We start from the raw sequence: 18,324 nt of genomic DNA, 5'->3' as shown, positions 1-18,324 counted from the left end.
ATAAGGCCCCTTTGTAACGCTAGAAAAACCTTAAACTTTGGTCTAATCTGTTGTCTTACTTGCTTTAACCAACCAAAGCTATTAGCTTTGTAAGGGTTTTTACACTTAATACATCTCCAAATTGAAAGAAGTAACGGATTCTATTTCTGAAAGTAGCACACAACGGCTAAAATATATGCAACTGGTGGATTATGTCATGGTGCAGATAGAACAAAAGAAACTGGCCATCAATGACAGGTTATCTTCTCTCAACCAATTGACGGCCGATCTTCGTATCAGCAAGAAAACTGCGCTGAAAGGCTTGCAATATCTTTTAGAAAAAGGCATTATCGAATCAGAGTACCGCAAGGGATATTACGTCAAACGCCTAAAACTAGACCAACCTTATCGGGTGTGTTTGATATTGGACAAAATGAATATCCTGCGTGATCGGGTTTATCAAGGTTTTTTGGAAACGATAAACAATCAAGCAGAAGTAGACGTATTTTTTCATCATCATAACTTTAAGGTATTCGAGAAGCTGGTGGAAGAGAACCTGAATAGCTATACCCATTTTGTAGTGACTACTTTCTTCCGCGAAAATCCTGTATCCATCCTGAACAAAATCCCGCCCCATAAACGGATTATCATTGACCGCCATGAACATGGTCTGGAAGGAACATACAGCAGTATCTATCAAGATCATAAATCTGCTCTTGTGGATTCGCTAGTCACCTTGTTACCTCAATTGGAAAAATACAAACGTTTGGTCCTTGTCGCTCCTTTAGAGGCTTTTCACGCCCAAGACCTGATCGATGGATTTGAAGCATTCGCCAAGGAACACAAGAAGAACCATATCATCTTCCACAGTGTGGAGAGGCCTTCATTCAAAAAAGGCGATGCATACATCACGTTTAACCGGTACGACCAAGACGATGCGAATGTTATCAAATTTTGCCGGGAGAAGGACTGGAAACTCGGCGAAGATATTGGCCTGATCTCTTATAACGACACCGCTATAAAAGAGGTGTTGGAAGGAGGCATCACAGTCATCAGTCCTGATTTCTATAAAATGGGTGAAGAAGCTGCAAATGCTATTTTAAATGAAAAAGCTGTCACATTACGTGATCCGGTAAAGGTTGTTATCAGAAAGTCATTGTAAAAACTAAAATCCCGACAAGAACATTGGTATAGCCGACAACATTCATACAGTCCAAATATGTCCCATTTATTCGATCCGCCAGCTGGCGGATCGAATACTAAAAAGACAAATCATTCTTATAACATTAGACCTCTTCGAGGTCTTAAAAACAAGACCATCCCTTATCCCGAATTCACGTTAATTATTAAAGCATCGATTATTTCAACTCCAACTCCCCCACTTCCGTTTGGCTATTTCCCCGCAATTGTTTATAATGTTTTTTCATTTCCTCCAACTTCTCCGGGTTGCTTTCCGCCAAGTTTGTTTGCTCACCGATGTCCTCTTTCAGGTTGTACAACTGATATTTGTCCGAATTACCCAATTCTATGTTCACCTGCTTGTTGACAGCAACTCCTCGGTAGGGAGGAATCATAACCCAATCTCCTTCACGCAACAGTGTCCTTGAATTGGCTTCCAGCACCAACTCATCCCGTCCCTGCTGGCTCTTGCCCAGCAAAACATCCATATAATCACGACTGTCTGTACCTTCGATCTGCTGACCAGTCAGTTTCGCAAACGATGCCAGGAAATCCAATTGGCAGACGACTGCATCTGATACCTGCGGTTGGATTTTTCCTTTCCAGTACACCAGGAAAGGCACACGGAATCCAGCCTCATAAAGACTGTATTTTCCTCCACGCAGCGGTCCTGTAGGGCGATGGTTGCCGACTTTTTCTACAGCATCATCATAATATCCGTCATTCAGCACAGGACCGTTGTCACTTGTAAAGATGATCAGCGTGTTTTCAAGCAAACCTTCTTCTTCCAATGTCTTCAGGAAAGCACCGACACAATAATCGGCCTCCGCGATCACATCTCCACGAGGTCCCATCGAGGTCGCTCCTACAAATCGCGGATGTGGCGTACGGGGCACGTGTGGCTGATGCAAGGCGAAGTATAAAAAGAACGGCGAGGATTTGTGTTCTTTCACAAAGGATTGTGCCCTTGCCAAAAACGTATCTGCCATGTCCTCATCTACCCATTTCGCTTTTTCTCCACCTTTCATGTAGCCGATACGTGGAATACCATTTACAATACTGTTGTTGTGTCCGTGGTGCCATTTCATCCGCAGCAGTTCGGGGTTGTCCTTGCCTGTAGGCTGTCCTTCGAAATTTTTCTCATAACTTACTTCAATGGGATCGTCGGCTTCCAATCCTACCACACGGCCGTTTTCAATATATACGGTAGGCACACGATCCTGTGTAGCGGCCATGATAAACGATTCATCGAATCCGACTTCATTCGGGCCTGGCGAGATATGCTGATTCCAGTCCACATGGCCTGAGCCAAGACCTAAATGCCATTTGCCGACTATTCCCGTACGATATCCGGCCTTCCTAAGCATCTTTGGCAATGTCTGCTGTGCCGTATCGATCAGCAAAGGCGCCGTACCCGGCAAGATTTTGGCATCGCTGTTGCGCCAGGGATATACACCTGTCAGCATGCCAAAACGGCTGGGTGTACAGGTCGAAGATGTGGCATAGCCGTTCGTGAAACGGATACCTTCATTGGCCAATCTGTCCATATGGGGTGTCGATACACCTTCTGCTCCATATGCTCCCACATCACCGTAGCCCAGATCATCCATATTGATGATGACGATATTGGGCAAATCTGACTTGCCCTGGCTTTTTTTTGTTGAATTGCAACTGGCAAAAAATGCTACCAATAGCCCCATACCTATGCTTAATATAGGTTTGTGATACTGTCTTTTGTTCATTGTTTTTTTGTTTTGTGTCATATATTTATTATAGTAATCATACGTATTTCACTGTTCATTGTCAGTTATCCTCTGTCCTCTCTTCTCTCTCAAACCCGCTTGACGGCATCTTTCAACCGATCTGTACGGAAAGGGGCGGCAGGGAATCCTTCTTTATTGTAAAAATTGATTTTCTCCGGATTATTTTCAAAAGCATATCGCACATATACGGGCTTCGCCACATGTTCACTGTACACGATGACCTTATTTCCTTTGATTTCTGCTTTCGCCCGATAAAACTGATTGTCTTCGCCTGCGAGTGCAAAGCCATAGAGTTCCTGAGCTCCGTCCTTTGCCACAAGCCCACTACCGACATATTCAAACGAAAGCTCAAATACATGGCCATTGCGTGTAGCTTTTTTCAGTACAGGGCCTTGTGTTACCTTCCCTTTGTGTCCATACATCAGTTCCAAGGCCTGTGCGGCAAGACGTCTGCCTACATCTCTTTTATTCCTAGGGTGAATGTCTTTCGCCTCGCCGATATCATTCGTAATCGCAGTCCTTACATTGTGCATATTCTGACTCACTTTAAATTGGGCCTCCTGTACCACAGCCCAGGCCGAGGCTTCGGGTTTTTCGACAACTTTGCCATAATTGGCAAGTTGGGCAATGAAGAAGGGCAGATCTTTGTTTTTCCAAGATGCACGCCACGAAGTGATCATGTTACTGAGCATACCTTCGTATTCATAGCATATAGGCACAAAGGCATTGCCTTCTCCTTGATACCATACCACACCTTTGATCGGATAGACAAAAAACGGAGCGACCATATTGTTGTATACCATAGTGGGATAGCGATTATCTATATTGACAAAGCCTTTAGGAGTTTTGACACCCGGATTTTCCCGCAATAAGCGTTCGTTAGCCTTGCGCGTGTTTTCCACAAACTCTGGAGTGATTTTTTCTACCTGGTTTTTTGCTTCGGAAAAATCCATCAATGATGCAGGAGACATGAATGTCTCGATGGTAGAAGCTCCCCAGGAGGCATGAATGATACCTATAGGTATTTTTTCTGATTCGTGGATTTCTTTGGCAAAGTAGTAGGCTACGGCCGAGTGACGGTTGAGGTTTTTGTTGGTCGCGATGATCCACTCGGCTTTGTAAGTGTCCTTTAATGGGGATATGGCGGTCTTCCGAGCGACATGCAGAGAGCGAATCAAGGGATAATCTTGTTTTTCGTCCGATCGGTAGGCTTCCCTTCCCATCAGAAATTGCATGTTGCTCTGTCCGCTACAAAAGAAGACATCACCAAAATAAATGTCATTGATAGCGATCTTTTCCACATCGGCCTCTATAGATATCTTATAGGGACCGCCAGCGGCTCTCGCCGGAAAGGTCACCCTCCAGATACTGTCCCTGCCCGTGGTAGCTTTGTAATGTTTACCGTCCAAGGAGACCGATACCTCTTTGTCCGGGCTAGACCATCCCCAGAATACGATGGGCTGTTCGCGCTGAAGTATCGCATGGTCAGCAAAATAGTGTGGCAACCTCAATTGTGCATGGCACATTAGCGTGGCCATCACGAAAAATATAATACTAAAAATTTTCATTTTTTGTTCTCTTTTTAATCTTATCATGGCTGTACTACTATAAATAGGCTACTCCGAGGAGCTATTGTCCGGGAAAACTTTCCGGAAAATGTCCCTATATGTTTTTGGGTAAACACATCCTGTATGCGGACTTTGCCTGTGATACCTATATCGGATAGGGGAAGTGACACGGTGGCCATCTTTTGCGGATTTCTGTTAAGCAGCAGAAAGGCAGTTTTTCCGTTGTTCAGTTTTTTTGCCCAAATCTCTGTATCGTCCTGTTGTCGGATCCGTGTACCCTGTCCGGTCGGATCCTGGTTGATGGCAATGGCTGTTTTGTTAAGAATAATCTCTTTTTCTGCATCGCTCATATTTCGGGGGTCATTACCCAAAAACAACGGAGAAGACATGATACACCATAGGGCAAAATGTGCTTTTTGCTCTTCAATCGTCAGTCCCTGCTCTCCGGTCACCATCATATCCGGGTCGTTCCAATAGCCGGGACGGGCATGTTCCGCGACTGCATTGTTCTGCTCGGCGATTGTCATGACACTTAGAAAGTTCTTCACAGGTTTCTCGTCTATAAAGTTAGCACCTCCGGTCACTTTAGCGGCGATATCGAGCGTGGTACGAGACATCTGGCTGACCTCCGGATTCCAATCCCTGTACGCGTACGCACTGATGTTGAGGATCATATCCCGGCCACTTTCCTGCATAAGTTTACTCCATTTGCTGTACAGCTCTTTGACAAGGCCTTCGTTCCAGCCTCCTTTCCGAAATTGACATTTGTCCAGCTTGATGAAATCAAGTCCCCAGTCTACAAATTGCCGGACATGTACCTCCTCATGACCATAGCCTCCTACCGGATCTCCTCCACAGTCATGTGTACCGGGTACAGTATGTACACCGATCTTCAACCCCTTGCTGTGTGCATAGTCCGCAAGAGGTTTGATGCCATTCGGAAATTTGACGGGGTGACACAACAGTTCACCATTTGGTCCCAATTTTCTGTCACGCCAACCTCCATCTATGACGACATAGTCGTATCCAGCATCCCGAAGGCCGCTAGATACCATAGCGTCAATTACCTCTCGTATCATTTGTTCGTTGATATCATGCTTACCGAACCAATTCCAGCTATTCCATCCCATAGGTGGTGTAGCAGCCAGATCCTTGAAACGCTGAGACTGCGAAAAAAGTGTCCCTACCGTCAGCCCCTGTAGTAGCAAGAGGACTACTGTTATTTTAATCCATGTTTTATGCATATTATTCTCCGCAACTACTTGTTTTTATATTCCGTCAATAGATTATTTGGGATAAACCTCACCCTTTACATGTTCGGCATTTTCCGTAAAACGAACCAAATGAGCCTTATCGGCATACTTACCGATATTTTGGTACACATTAGCATCTTTTCCTGCTCCAAGGGTTACTCCATCGACATAGTCCATCCAGATCAGCGCACTGTTATCTACCCCAACATTTTTTCCGGCAAGGCTTTCCTCGTGGTGTGAACGGATAAAAACATTGCGGTCAACCTTAACATCAGTGGCATTGCTAACCTGTATATTCACACCGGGAATATTAATAAACTGATTGCCCTCAATACGAATACGGTGATGCCCTTTAATAGTCTGGTTGGCAAAGACAACGACAAGTCCTCCTGCCTGTATTTTCCCTTCCGGATTAAGCGCGCTCTCTTTTACGGATTCAATAATATTGTTGCGTACGACCACATCGGATACCATGTCCGATTCGATAAATGCGGTTGCTTCCGCAGCGAGTATAATACCCGGCAAAGCCAGATGGCTGATATGATTTCCCTCTACCACACCGTCAGAGGCTTTGATCAAAATTCCTCTGGCCCGACCGTTTTTTATCCTGCTGTTGCGCACGGTAAACCCATTTCCGTTGCGGTCCATATTGGCCAGCAGATTACCCTCAGAAACATGCGTTACGGAATCAAGTTCAAGTGATGTCACATATTTATAACCTCCGGGGAATTTTAATCTGGGGTAATGCTTGACAACAAATGCTCTCATAGCCGCGGGATCTTCTACTCGAACCGACGTTGCGCCGATAATTTTACGATACTGTATCTCGCCCGAACTCGTATAAAAGCGAATCCTGTCTCCTACACGCAAAGATTCTTCATGGGCGGCCACTTTAACTGTGTTTCCTCCCGAATTTTCCATAACAATACTGAAACTTCCATTGATGGCCACTGCATCATCCCCCAATGCTTCAAAATGGCAATCTTCGATCCGAGGACCGATAGTGGCGTATTTGCTATGAATTCCGTCCGAGTGTGTACTGCGTAAACGGTTTATGGAAGCTAGCAACGGACGCGGACCGGGCTTTATCGCTACATTCCGATATACATTTTCTGACGCGTATTTCTCAAAGATACTGAAATGTCTTGCACAGGAATATAACGTGACATCTTCCAGCTTAAAGCGCGTGCTTTCATAAATAAAACAGCTACCACCCGCTCCCGGATTGGTCAAGCTCACGTAGTCTCCCAGTGCCCAACCATGATCTCTCAGGTTCCGTGCTCCTATAGAAACCCGGTATATCGTAGAGTCGAGCTGTTCAACAGATGTCGGATTGAGGTCTTTGGCCAACTTCTTTCTATAAAGGGTTGCCGGGTCATGCACCATAGCGCGGCCGGCAGCTTTGCCGGTAGGTACCGGATACCCCTCGTGAAGTTCTATATCTATCCATGTACCGTTTTCCGCAACAGCCACTACCGTTCCCTGTGGAAAAAGCAGGGGATCGTTGTCGGCAACAAATCCTTTCACAGCCACATTCGTACAACGTTGCACATCCAATATCCGTTGGGATGTCCTCCGTAGAATCATCTCCACTCCATAGGCATGGACAGTAAGATCAGAAAGGTCATGCAAAAATATGCCGGCCTTTCGATCTGGTCGCACATAGTAACGACCGGGATATATGTAAGCTATCGGTTCTTTGCGGGAAACGGCTTGTTCAATCTGGGTTTGGATATCGGTCTGTGCCAGAAAAAGGACATCATATGCCAATATTGCATTTGCACTACCCTCTCCTACCACCTCTAGCTCGATGACATCGCCCGGTTGCAACCAACCGATCTCCGTATCCAGGGAAATTGTCTTTCCAGCTTGTACCTGCTGCCGCAAGAGCGGAGACTGTTTTCTGACCAACACGCGTACATCCAACCCGCTACCGTTTTTTTTACCGGAAAATGCCGCGTTTGCCAGACCATAGAAGCCTACCTGCTTCACTTCGTGAAGTACAGTTGTACCCGTTTTCACGTCGATCCTGGCAGATTTTACCGTTTCGACCTCTTTTTGAACAATTGACAATGTAGCCGGAGCAACCGTTTTCATATCGACTGCCGCCCCTGCAGGAAGAAACCCCAATGGGATAATCTCGTCCGTCAAGACGCTGCTGTACGTTTTTCGCTGCCCCACCGTCAGCGTAAAATTTTTATCCGTGGAATTTCCATTCGAGACAGCCTTAATCTCATAGAATCCAGATTTTTTAATGACTGTTTTCAAATCGGTGGCATGCCCGGACATAAATATTCCTGTTAATAAAAAAAGTACAGCCGATTTCGCAAAACCCAATTTCATCATATGCTTATATCTATTTGTTATATATTTCACCTCTTATGTTCTGTGTATTGTCCGTAGAGCGGATCAAGTTCGATTTGTCTGCATACTTTCCGCTATTCCGGTAAAAATTGGCGTTTTTTCCATCGCCGAATGTTACTCCGTCGGCATGGTCTATCCAGACCAATGCACTGTTGTCCACACCTGCGTCCTGACCGGCTACACTTTCCCTCTGATGAGAGTTAATAAAAAAATTACGGTCGATGTGAACATCGGTTGCATTACTAATCTGCATATTTACGCCCGGTATATTGATTAACCGATTGTTCTCAATTCGAATATTGCGGTGTCTGACACGGTATTTTCCAAAAAACAGGACAACAAGCCCGCCCGCCTGAATCTGTCTGTCCGGACTAAGGTTCCCCTCATTGACAGATTCAATGATATTATCACGCACCACTACATTGGATACCACGTCCGCTTCTATAAAATCATTCACTTCCGCGGCGAGGATAATGCCCGGCAAAGCCAGATGACTGATCTTGTTTCCTTCGATAACACCATCAGAGGCTTTAATCAAAAAACCTCTTGCCCGCCCGATCCTGACCTCATTGTTGCGAACAGCAAACCCTTTTCCGTTGCGATCCAGATTTGCGATCAGGTTTCCTTCTGAAACCTTCGTCACTGAATCGAGCCGGATAGTGTATGCGTGTTGGTACAACCTTACGTACTTCAAGTTGGGATAATGCTTGTGAATAAGGCTTTGCATCTGGCCGGCATCTTGCTCCTTTGGCGATGCACTGATCACCTTGCGATGGACAATCTCTCCCGAATCGGTATAAAACCGGATACGGTCTCCCGGACGAAGAAAGTTGTCCTGAACACCCACCTCAATCACATCTCCCGAAGTATCGCCCAGCACCACACCGAAACCGCCATGAATGGCAACCGCATCATCACCCAATCCTTCAAAATAACAGTTCTCGATCAGAGGGCCTACAGCGGCATATTTGCTATGGATTCCATCAGAATGCGTACTGCGCAACCTCTCCACGGAGGCCAGCAACGGACGCGGGCCGGGTTTCATCACTACATTGCGGTAAAGGCATTCCGAAGAGAATTTCTCATAAACACTCCATTGCCTCGCACAGGAATAAAGTGTCACATCGACCAACCGGAAACGCGTACTTTCATTAATAAAACAACTGTAGCTCGTGCCTGGATTGGTCAGACTGACATAGTCTTCTGCTTCCCAACCATGTCCGGTTTTATCCTGACCCGTAAATATCCGATAAGTGTCTACGCTTAGTGTTTCTACTCCTATGCTGACAAAATCCCGGGAATTCTTTTTACGGTGACGGGTGTTAGGGTCATGTACCATAGCACGGCCACTTTTTTTAGCCATGGGTGCCGGATAGCCCTCATGTAGTTTCATATCTATCCATGCACCATTTTCTGCAACAGCCACAATCGTTCCCTGTGGAAAAAGCAGCGGATCGTTGTCTGCTACAAATCCTTTCACGGCCACGTTCGTACAACGTTGGACATCCAATATCCGTTGGGATGTCCTTCGTAGAATCATCTCTACACCATAGGCATGGATCGTAAGATCAGATAGGTCATGCAAAAACATGCCGGCCTTTCGATCTGGTCGCACATAGTAACGGCCGGGATATATGTAAGCTGTTGGTTCTTTGCGGGAAACAGCCTGTTCAATCTGGTTTTGGATATCGGTCTGTGCCAAATAAAGGACATCATATGCCAATATTGCATTTGCACTACCCTCTCCTACCACCTCTAGCTCGATGATATCGCCCGGTTGCAACCAACCGATCTCCGTATCCAGGGAAATTGTCTTTCCAGCTTGTACCTGCTGCCGCAAGAGCGGAGACTGTTTTCTGACCAACACGCGTACATCCAACCCGCTACCGTTTTTTTTACCGGAAAATGCCGCGTTTGCCAGACCATAGAAGCCTACCTGCTTCACTTCGTGAAGTACAGTTGTACCCGTTTTCACGTCGATCCTGGCAGATTTTACCGTTTCGACCTCTTTTTGAACAATTGACAATGTAGCCGGAGCAACCGTTTTCATATCAACAACCGACCCTGCCGGAAGAAACCCCAATGGAATGACTTCTCTGGTTAAAATATCGGTGTAGGTTTTCCTGTTTCCCACGGTAAGGGTAAAACTTTTGTCTGTGGACTGTCCATCTGGAACGGCCTTTATTTCGTAAAACCCGGATTTCTCTATCACCGTTTTTAAATCGGTGGCATATCCGGACGTAAATATCCCTGTCAATAAAAACAGGACAATCATTTTCTCAAAACCTGATTTTGTCATATTCTCGTTTCTAATTATTCTTCTCTTGCTATCCTATCAATATCAACCTTTACTTTTCTTTACCGATTCTAGAAAATCTTCGATTGCCCAGCGAATATTTTTATCCTGTATATCCTGCTGATTCATCTTTTCCAATGCCTGAACAAACGCCTCCCGGTTTTTGACATAAAGCATATAGTTGAGACTTAATAATGCTAATTGGCCGTTATCTGCATGGGCATAACGTATTAATGTGGTTGCCGCCGATTTATCTGAAAAACAATTCCAACCAATTGCTGCCGCGGTAATGGCAACAGGCGGATAAGTGTCTTGCAGCGCCTGAGACAAAACTTTACGGTAAGATGCCAGTGATTGCTGAGACTGACACATCAACCCTAATGCAGCCCAGTACCGTACTACATTGTTTGAATCTGTCAGCATTTTAATCTGTTGTTTGACCACTTCGGGACTTCGCTTGCCGGACAGTGCTGCCGCTTCATAAATAGACTTCAATGGAAACTTCTTCTCGTCCGTTCTGAACAAAAAGGGAGATTGACCGGATTCGGCCAGTTTAGCTATCTCAAACTCGGGCAACAACATCACATCCCGGCCTTCTATCATACGTCGTTCCAGTTCCGCAGACATCCTTTGCAATCGTATCGAATGCCCCACATCACCGGCTAAATTCCGCATCTCCCAAGGATCATTTTTCGTATCAAACAAAAACTCGGCAGGACGCGGCTCAAAGAAACTTTCTTGCAATCTGTTTAATTTGCCCAATCGAAAATCATTACGTATCTGTTGTTTGATTTCCCCAATTTCCATATAATTGATATAGCGCAATTCCGGCATATAAGCCATATAGTTACGACTGTACACATAGCGGCCATCGGTGATCGTTCTGACCATATCGGGCCCGTTGTCCGACCGATCGGAAGCCAGCATCAGATATTCCACAGGTTTGTCTCTGTTTTTCCCGATAAGCACCCGGCCTTTCATATATTCCGGCACTTTTCCTCCGCACATACTGATGAGTGTAGGAGCTAAATCCTCAAAGCTCACTAATTCATCTGTTACTACTCCATCACCCCAGGGCGAGAGATGACGGTACATGGGTGGAAACCAGACAACAAAAGGCACACGGTATCCCAAATCAATTCCATTTGTTTTTCCTCTGGGCATCCCCTCCCCATGATCGGCAAAGAAGAAAATAATTGTGCTGTCAGTCAGTTCGTCTGCCTCTAAACGTTCTAACAGTTTGCCGATTTTCTTGTCGGTCAGGTTCAACGAGTTGTAAACGCGAGCCAGCTGTTTCCGCATTTCCGGACTGTCGCGGTATATGGGCGGGACTTCGAAAGCATTATCCAAAACATGCTCCTCTGAGCTAAGCTGTTTCAACACCTCTTGTTGATATTGGTCGTAGGGCCATGTCATTGTACGTGATTGATGGCTGTCATCAAAATTGAACACGGCAAAAAATGGCTGCCCAGGCGATCGATTCCACCAACCCGCATGACCCGAACTCTCATCCCAAGCTTCTTGGATATACGCTTTCTCGTTGGCCACATTGTAATCTGTTTTGGCTGTATTTGTCGTATAATAACCTACTTGCTGTAGGTAATAGGGAAAACCTTTCATAAAATCAGGAACCGGGTATTTACTCCGGTGGTTTCCTGTACCTGCTTTCCACGTTGGCACTCCTGTAATAATGCTTGTACGGCTGGGAGAACAAACGGTATTCGTTGAAAATGCTTGGGTAAAACGAACTCCTTCCCGGGCAAGCCGATCGATATTCGGCGTACTTACTACTTTATTGCCATAACATCCGACAAATTGCGGCGAAGTGTCTTCTATGGTAATCCACAGGATATTGGGGCGCTCGGTTGCTTGTGTCTGAAAAGCACCTGCACCTACACATAAATTGGCCATCAGCATATACCGAAACCACCAACGGATATAAATAGTTCCCAAAAATTGCTTCATGAGTGATATTTCGTTTACGATGACACTATTGACATTTCGCACATTCCCATATTGACATCTTTATTTTAGTTGTGTGTATTTAAAGTTTATAAATAAGGTTTCAAGTATGGCTTTCTTTCCGAATACGACAAGGAAGGATAACCAATCAGTACAAAAATACCTCCGAGAGGAAAGACTTTTCTGCTCTAATTGGCCATTTTATAACACTAATTGGTATTAAAGCCCCCTATTTTACTTCCAATGCACCCAGACCCGGCATCGTACCGATGGGCTCTCCCATGATATCGTGGATCACATCCAACATCAATCCGTCGGCATCTCCCTCAAGACGCGTTATAGGAATTCCTTTACCTTTCACCAATGCCTTGTTGCGCGGTAGGTAATGTTGTATCTGCCAACCTCCTATCGTTTCGAAATCGACATTTCCGAATATAGGCTGACTATCTTCTATCGGAAATATGGATGGCCAATTTTCAGCTTTCAGAAAGAGGTTATTGCTAAAGAAAAGACGGTCTAATCTTTTTTTTATCATTCGGTTATTTTCCGATGTTCCGGACTCACCGACTATATGGAATATATTATTAGCGATCAGCAATCCGTCCGTTCCGTCCTCGATCGCGAATCTGGCCACGATGTCGGGTCTTACGTATATGGTATTGTTGTAAATATAGGTATTCATGGGAGGTTTCCTACTGCTACCGCTTCCTATGTGACCACTCAGCCAAATGATCTTCCCATCCTGAAAAGCCCCACCCTGCCCATTCACGCGGTGACCATCGTTTACGCTGATATTGTACCGATAAGCACAGTTGTAGGTATTGCCCAATATTTCGCAAAATCCGCCTGCATTATGCGCGCTGAAATTGTACTGCATAATGACGTTGTCGCAATTGAAATCGATATGTGCGCCGGCAGAATCTCCCGGGCCATTGGCATACAAAAAACGATTCTTCTCGATCAATATACGCGAGGCCGACCAGGTCCACAGTCCGCTACCACGTCCCCACTTCCGACCATCATCCGTACTGCCGGAATAGGAAACTTCGTTGGATACAATGTGTGCGTCCCGGGTATTTGACATCTGAATGCCCGGCCCTCCCGTACGCTGAACCTGATTTTCTGTCATCACTATATCACTGATGTTTTGGGCGGTTCCCGTTAATCTGATTCCCGTATGCTCTATATTTACGATATGACAATCTTCTATTCGGACATCTTTTATACCGGCTGTCGCCCGGTTGCTGATCATACGTATACCATAACCATAAGCCCCGGTACCGTTAGCGCTGTTCACATCATCAGGATCACGCACAAATCCGGGATTCTCAAAAAATATATCCCTTATCGTCATATCCGACAAAACGACATCCTCTATGTGCCCCTGTGCTGAGGTCGTAACCAACACTCCACATCGCATGTCAAGATCTTCATTTTCTGTATTATAACCATTTGCAGTGATGTACAGTTCACGCAGGTGTATATGCTGACAATCCCGGATCAGCACACCCTGGGCCTCTCCTTTTGCATCTATGTGAGCTTGCTCGCCTTTTTTGTCCGCTGTCGGTGCAAAGGCCGACACGGTAATCACGCTGTCCGGCTTGCCACGAATGCCGATAAGCTCCAACGTACCGATATGCCGCTCTCCTGCTGCCAACAACAGCCTATCTCCCGGTTTCAAAGCTATCTGGCTTGCTTTTTCAAGGGTGCGAATAGCCCGATCGGCAGAGGTGCCACTATTCGTATCATTCCCCATGGTAGGATGGACATAGTAATCTGTTCCCATAGTCTCGGGAAGCATTTCTTCGTCTATAGAGTCTGTTTCAGATTTTGTGCAACTGCTCAGTATATGTGCAACCGCTATTAGAACGAGTACCGGTCTTATGTATTTCATCATTTATTTTGTTTTTCATTCTTAGACGGATCCATGACGGCCTTATGGGCGATCTCCTGCGCAAGACGGCATTTTCCAGCATCTAATGTCGTTGGACAGAAAGAATTACCCGGAGAGGGCTTACCCAATATTTTCTCATACCAAGTACAGGCAGCCACATACCGCCCTATAGGCGACAAATGAAAACCATCCCTGCAAAAATCAGTTTCCGGCGCTACATATCTGCCATTTTGTATCGCTACTCCGGCAGGAATAATCATGTTGACACCGATTTCTTTGGCCACTTTATCCACCGTACCGATGATAGCGTTGTACATTTCCATCTGGTTGTTATTATAATTAGCAAATCCGAAGTGTGTAGACTCTTTGTTGTATGCCCAGGTCTGATGTATCGCAAATTCTACCTTGGGATTCAAAGCCTCCTTCTTTGTAAATGCTATAAGATCAGTGATATAAGGAAAGTAACTTGCGTAAATCCCCGATTGATGACTGACTTGCTGAAAAGTAATGTAATCCCATTCTTCATCTTTTATACCGTCTGTCAGCCGGGTGTTTTTCCGAACCGTTCTGGAATTTTCCATCCAGTTTATCTTGGTGTACCTATACGAAGAATCTGCGTTTAACACATTTTTCCAATGCTGTTCCAAAGTGGAACCGCCCACAACCAAACTGCCGATAATCACCTCAAGGCTATCAGCTTTTGCCAGACGGCTCAGATGATATTCAACAGCATCCTCCGAAAAACTATTTCCTATTGCCAATATCTTAACCGGCTTCTTGCCTGCCGAACTTACAGACTGTGCGTTTGCCTCAAAAAAGAAAACAGCAAACACAATTATCAAAAGGTCAACGCCTCGCTTCAACATGGTCAAACACCTTATTTTTATATCATTTAGTCTCATTGCACCTTGATTGCTTAGTTACTGATCAAATACCGATAAATCCCATTTACTTCACCTCTACAGCGCCGATATCCGGAAGCCCATCAATCGTATTGTCGGCCATATCTTTGTCAAGATTCAATCCCTGTACCAGACCGAATACATCCCCTGGAATAAAAGGTATCTCGATACCTTTATCTTTTACGAGTTCCTTATTGTGAGGTATGTAGTCAGCGATATTCAATCCACCCTTGCCTGCAAAATCAGGGTCTCCGATCAAGGGGCTTTCATCCTGAATCGGGATCACCTCCGGCCAATTTCCAGTCTTTAGATACAGGTTATTGCGAAAAACAAGGCGCTCCAACGGTTTGTCAAGTGGTTTTTCCCAACTGCTCTGATCATCGTTTACCCGCTTGGAATCTCCTTCTATACAGAAAATATTATTTGCGATCAACAATCCCTCTGTTCCTTTTTCGATAGCAAATTTTGATTCAATCCCTTTCCCTACATAAATAGTATTGTTATAGAAATATGTATTGACAGGCGGCTTTCTCGATGCTTTGCCTTGATACCCACTCAACCAGAATATCTTTCCTTCCTGAAAGGCCCCGTTTTCTCCTTTGACACGTGCCCCATCGTTCACACTGATATTGTAGCGATAGGTACAATTATTGGTATTACCCAGTACTTCAAAAAAACCTCCGGCATTGTGTGCACTGAAATTATATTGTACAACGATATTGTCACAATGAAAATCAATATGTATGCCTGCCGAATCGCCCGGTCCATTGGCGTACAAAAAACGGTTCTTTTCGATCAGTACATTGGAAGCACTCCATGTCCACAATCCGCTGCCGCGTCCCCATTTCCGGCCATCGTCCGTACTGCCCGAGTAAGATACCTCATTGGACGTCACATGTACATATTTTACGTTGGACATCTGCATGCCCGGACCGCCACTTTTGGTCACTTTGTTTCCACTCATCACCACATGGGTTATATTAGCCCTGGAATTTTCTCCGGTGAGCTTTATACCTGTATGTTCTACATTTTCGACGAGACAGTCCTCTATACGTACATTATTGATCTGAGTGGGATATGTACCGGCTATCAATCGGATGCCAAACCCATACGGCTCTGTTCCATTAGCTGAGCGGACTTCTTTGGGATCTCTTATATATCCGGGATTTTCGTAAAAAACATCACTGACTTTGACGTCTTTTACCAGGATATTCTCTGTGTGCATCTTGTCGGATGCCGTGATCAGTATGCCACAGCGCATATCTTTCGCGCCCTTTTCACCGGTGTAGCCGTTGGCTGTGATATGCAACTTGCGAATCTGAAGATGTGTGCAATTGCGGATCAGTAGCGCGTTGGCTTGTCCTTTTCCGTCTATATGTGCCGGTTCTTGCGATTTTTGATCAGGCCAGGCATAGCTTTCTAAGACAATCGGTTGTTTTAACCATCCATTGCGGCCCACAAGCTCTAGCGTGCCTTTGTGGTTCTCACCAGCGGCCAGCAGAAGCCTGTCTCCCGGTTTTAACGCAATCTGACTAGCTTTTTTAAGGGTCTGTATAGCTGTTGTCATAGATTTTCCGTCGTTGCTGTCATTGCCTTTGACTGGATGCACATAATAATCGGCCGCAAAGCTATTCATTGCTATGAAACATCCTAATAGACTTATGCATACCTTCTTGATTGTCTTCTTCATGTATCAATTCATTTAATTGGTATTTTTGTATCCATTCTTCTTTCTTTCCTGAACATATTTTCGCGTTTCACGGAAAGTTGACATGTCTCCAGTAAATCTTGGATCCCCTGTTTTTAAAGCATAGTTGGTTAGCTTATTCTTCAATTCTTGTCTTGTTTTTTCATGTGCTGTATTGCCGATCAGATTTTTTCCCTGCCATCTGTCATTGCCCATGTCATACAGTTCCTCTGAGGCTATCTCTGCTGCCGGATCTGTATAAGGCTCTACAGGCCGATCGTTGGAATAGTTGACGATATATGCATAGGTATCCGTAGTGATTGCCCTAAACGATTTGCTGGCAGGATCGACGTCACCGTGCCATTCTAGACCCGTCACCGCAAAATCACGTTTTTTATCCACCCTGCCGGAAGCATCTGATTTTAAAACGTTCAAAAAACTATTCCCGCTCATGGACGGTGGTACAGGAACCTTACAGGCCTGAAGGACGGTAGGTGCAAAATCCGAAAAATTGACAAAGTCACTTACCGTACGTCCTCCCGGCATGCCTGCGGGCCACATGATAGCCAGAGGAACATGTGTCCCAGAATCGTAAGGGCTCGTTTTCCCTTTATTGCGTCCCACAGAGGTACCGTTATCGGCCGTTACGATCACGATCGTATTATTCAATTGTCCTTTTTTCTCCAGCAAGGCCAAAGCTTCTCCCAAACGTTGGTCGGCATAGCAGATCTCATAGCCCATATTTGCACGATTTTTCCGGGTTGCTTCTGTATCTTTCGTAATAGGAGGGATCAATATGTCGGCTAGGCCAATGCCGTGTTCGGATTCCAGTCTTTTCCAATTGTCGGGATCAAAGGGAGCATGAGGTTCAAATACACCATACCAGAAAAAGAAGGGCTGCTCTGATTCGACCGATTTCAGAAAGTTTCCAAAATTGGCACCATAATCAAGCACCGATATATGAGGAATCCTTTGGGTAGCATCGAGTTTGGCCTCATTATATACTTTAGCCCCCAAATCTGCCGGATGGGCACCTTCGGGGTGGACACCGGGGCCCCATGTTTTGCCTGTCGAACCGACCCGGTATCCCGCGTCTTTTAACAGCTCCGTGAGGATAGGAAACTCACGAGGAAACCACGCGTGTATAAACGCACCCTGTTTCAGTTCCCAAAAGTTTCTTCCCGACAGTAAAGCCGCCCGGGCCGGGGCACATGAAGGTGCAGACGAATAGGCATTCAAGAATAAAGCACCGTTTCTAGCCACTCTGTCGAAATTGGGTGTAGGCAGCTTAGACTCGCCGTAGATGCTCCGCTCAAACCAGCTTTCGTCATCTGTAATAAACAAAAGGATATTAGGCCTGCTGGCTTGTGCCATGGCTATACCATTATTGACGATAAACGAAACCAAGCAAGCAAAAAACAGAAATATTTTTCTACTAAATATATGGGATAACAAATTCATAATCATTGTTTTTTAA

11 protein-coding genes are annotated in these 18,324 nt (G+C 45.3%); 1 reads left to right on the top strand and 10 read right to left on the bottom strand.

The genetic code is table 11. The features are described from left to right. Positions 1 to 121: 121 nt before the first annotated feature. Complete coding sequence (locus tag G5B00_RS04370) at positions 122 to 1,141, top strand: substrate-binding domain-containing protein (RefSeq protein ID WP_240894384.1); 1,020 nt, start codon at positions 122 to 124, stop codon at positions 1,139 to 1,141. Between the two features lie 196 nt (positions 1,142 to 1,337). Here G5B00_RS04370 and G5B00_RS04365 read toward each other — a convergent pair whose 3' ends face one another. The 10 genes from G5B00_RS04365 to G5B00_RS04320 form a co-directional block, all read right to left on the bottom strand. Further along, the gene (locus tag G5B00_RS04365) at positions 1,338 to 2,900 is read right to left on the bottom strand and encodes a sulfatase family protein (protein WP_240894383.1); all 1,563 of its coding nucleotides are present in this window, start codon (positions 2,898 to 2,900) and stop codon (positions 1,338 to 1,340) included. A gap of 89 nt (positions 2,901 to 2,989) precedes the next feature. After that, positions 2,990 to 4,489: a sialate O-acetylesterase gene (locus tag G5B00_RS04360; RefSeq protein ID WP_163872036.1), complete on the bottom strand. Its 1,500-nt coding sequence runs from the start codon at positions 4,487 to 4,489 to the stop codon at positions 2,990 to 2,992. A 23-nt stretch (positions 4,490 to 4,512) separates the two neighbouring features. Next, positions 4,513 to 5,733 (bottom strand): glycoside hydrolase family 27 protein, encoded by a 1,221-nt coding sequence (locus G5B00_RS04355; protein WP_163872035.1) that lies wholly within the window; start codon positions 5,731 to 5,733, stop codon positions 4,513 to 4,515. Between the two features lie 42 nt (positions 5,734 to 5,775). After that, positions 5,776 to 8,088 (bottom strand): right-handed parallel beta-helix repeat-containing protein, encoded by a 2,313-nt coding sequence (locus G5B00_RS04350; protein ID WP_163872034.1) that lies wholly within the window; start codon positions 8,086 to 8,088, stop codon positions 5,776 to 5,778. Positions 8,089 to 8,098: 10 nt separating this feature from the next. Further along, a complete protein-coding gene (locus G5B00_RS04345; RefSeq protein ID WP_163872033.1) occupies positions 8,099 to 10,405 on the bottom strand; it encodes a right-handed parallel beta-helix repeat-containing protein in 2,307 nt (768 codons plus the stop codon). 42 nt (positions 10,406 to 10,447) lie between these two features. Continuing rightward, a complete protein-coding gene (locus G5B00_RS04340; RefSeq protein WP_205966299.1) occupies positions 10,448 to 12,367 on the bottom strand; it encodes a sulfatase-like hydrolase/transferase in 1,920 nt (639 codons plus the stop codon). A gap of 226 nt (positions 12,368 to 12,593) precedes the next feature. Further along, the gene (locus G5B00_RS04335) at positions 12,594 to 14,261 is read right to left on the bottom strand and encodes a right-handed parallel beta-helix repeat-containing protein (protein ID WP_163872032.1); all 1,668 of its coding nucleotides are present in this window, start codon (positions 14,259 to 14,261) and stop codon (positions 12,594 to 12,596) included. Next, positions 14,258 to 15,124: a DUF4886 domain-containing protein gene (locus G5B00_RS04330; protein WP_163872031.1), complete on the bottom strand. Its 867-nt coding sequence runs from the start codon at positions 15,122 to 15,124 to the stop codon at positions 14,258 to 14,260. The genes G5B00_RS04335 and G5B00_RS04330 overlap by 4 nt, the downstream gene beginning before the upstream one ends. 82 nt (positions 15,125 to 15,206) lie before the next feature. Further along, positions 15,207 to 16,850, bottom strand: coding sequence for a right-handed parallel beta-helix repeat-containing protein (locus G5B00_RS04325; protein ID WP_163872030.1), 1,644 nt, complete (start codon positions 16,848 to 16,850; stop codon positions 15,207 to 15,209). Positions 16,851 to 16,862: 12 nt separating this feature from the next. Then, complete coding sequence (locus G5B00_RS04320; RefSeq protein ID WP_205966298.1) at positions 16,863 to 18,308, bottom strand: sulfatase; 1,446 nt, start codon at positions 18,306 to 18,308, stop codon at positions 16,863 to 16,865. Positions 18,309 to 18,324: the final 16 nt, after the last annotated feature.

This window comes from Parapedobacter sp. SGR-10 (assembly GCF_011030405.1).
Lineage (GTDB): Bacteria > Bacteroidota > Bacteroidia > Sphingobacteriales > Sphingobacteriaceae > Sphingobacterium.
This window is presented reverse-complemented; position numbering and strand designations above follow the sequence as displayed.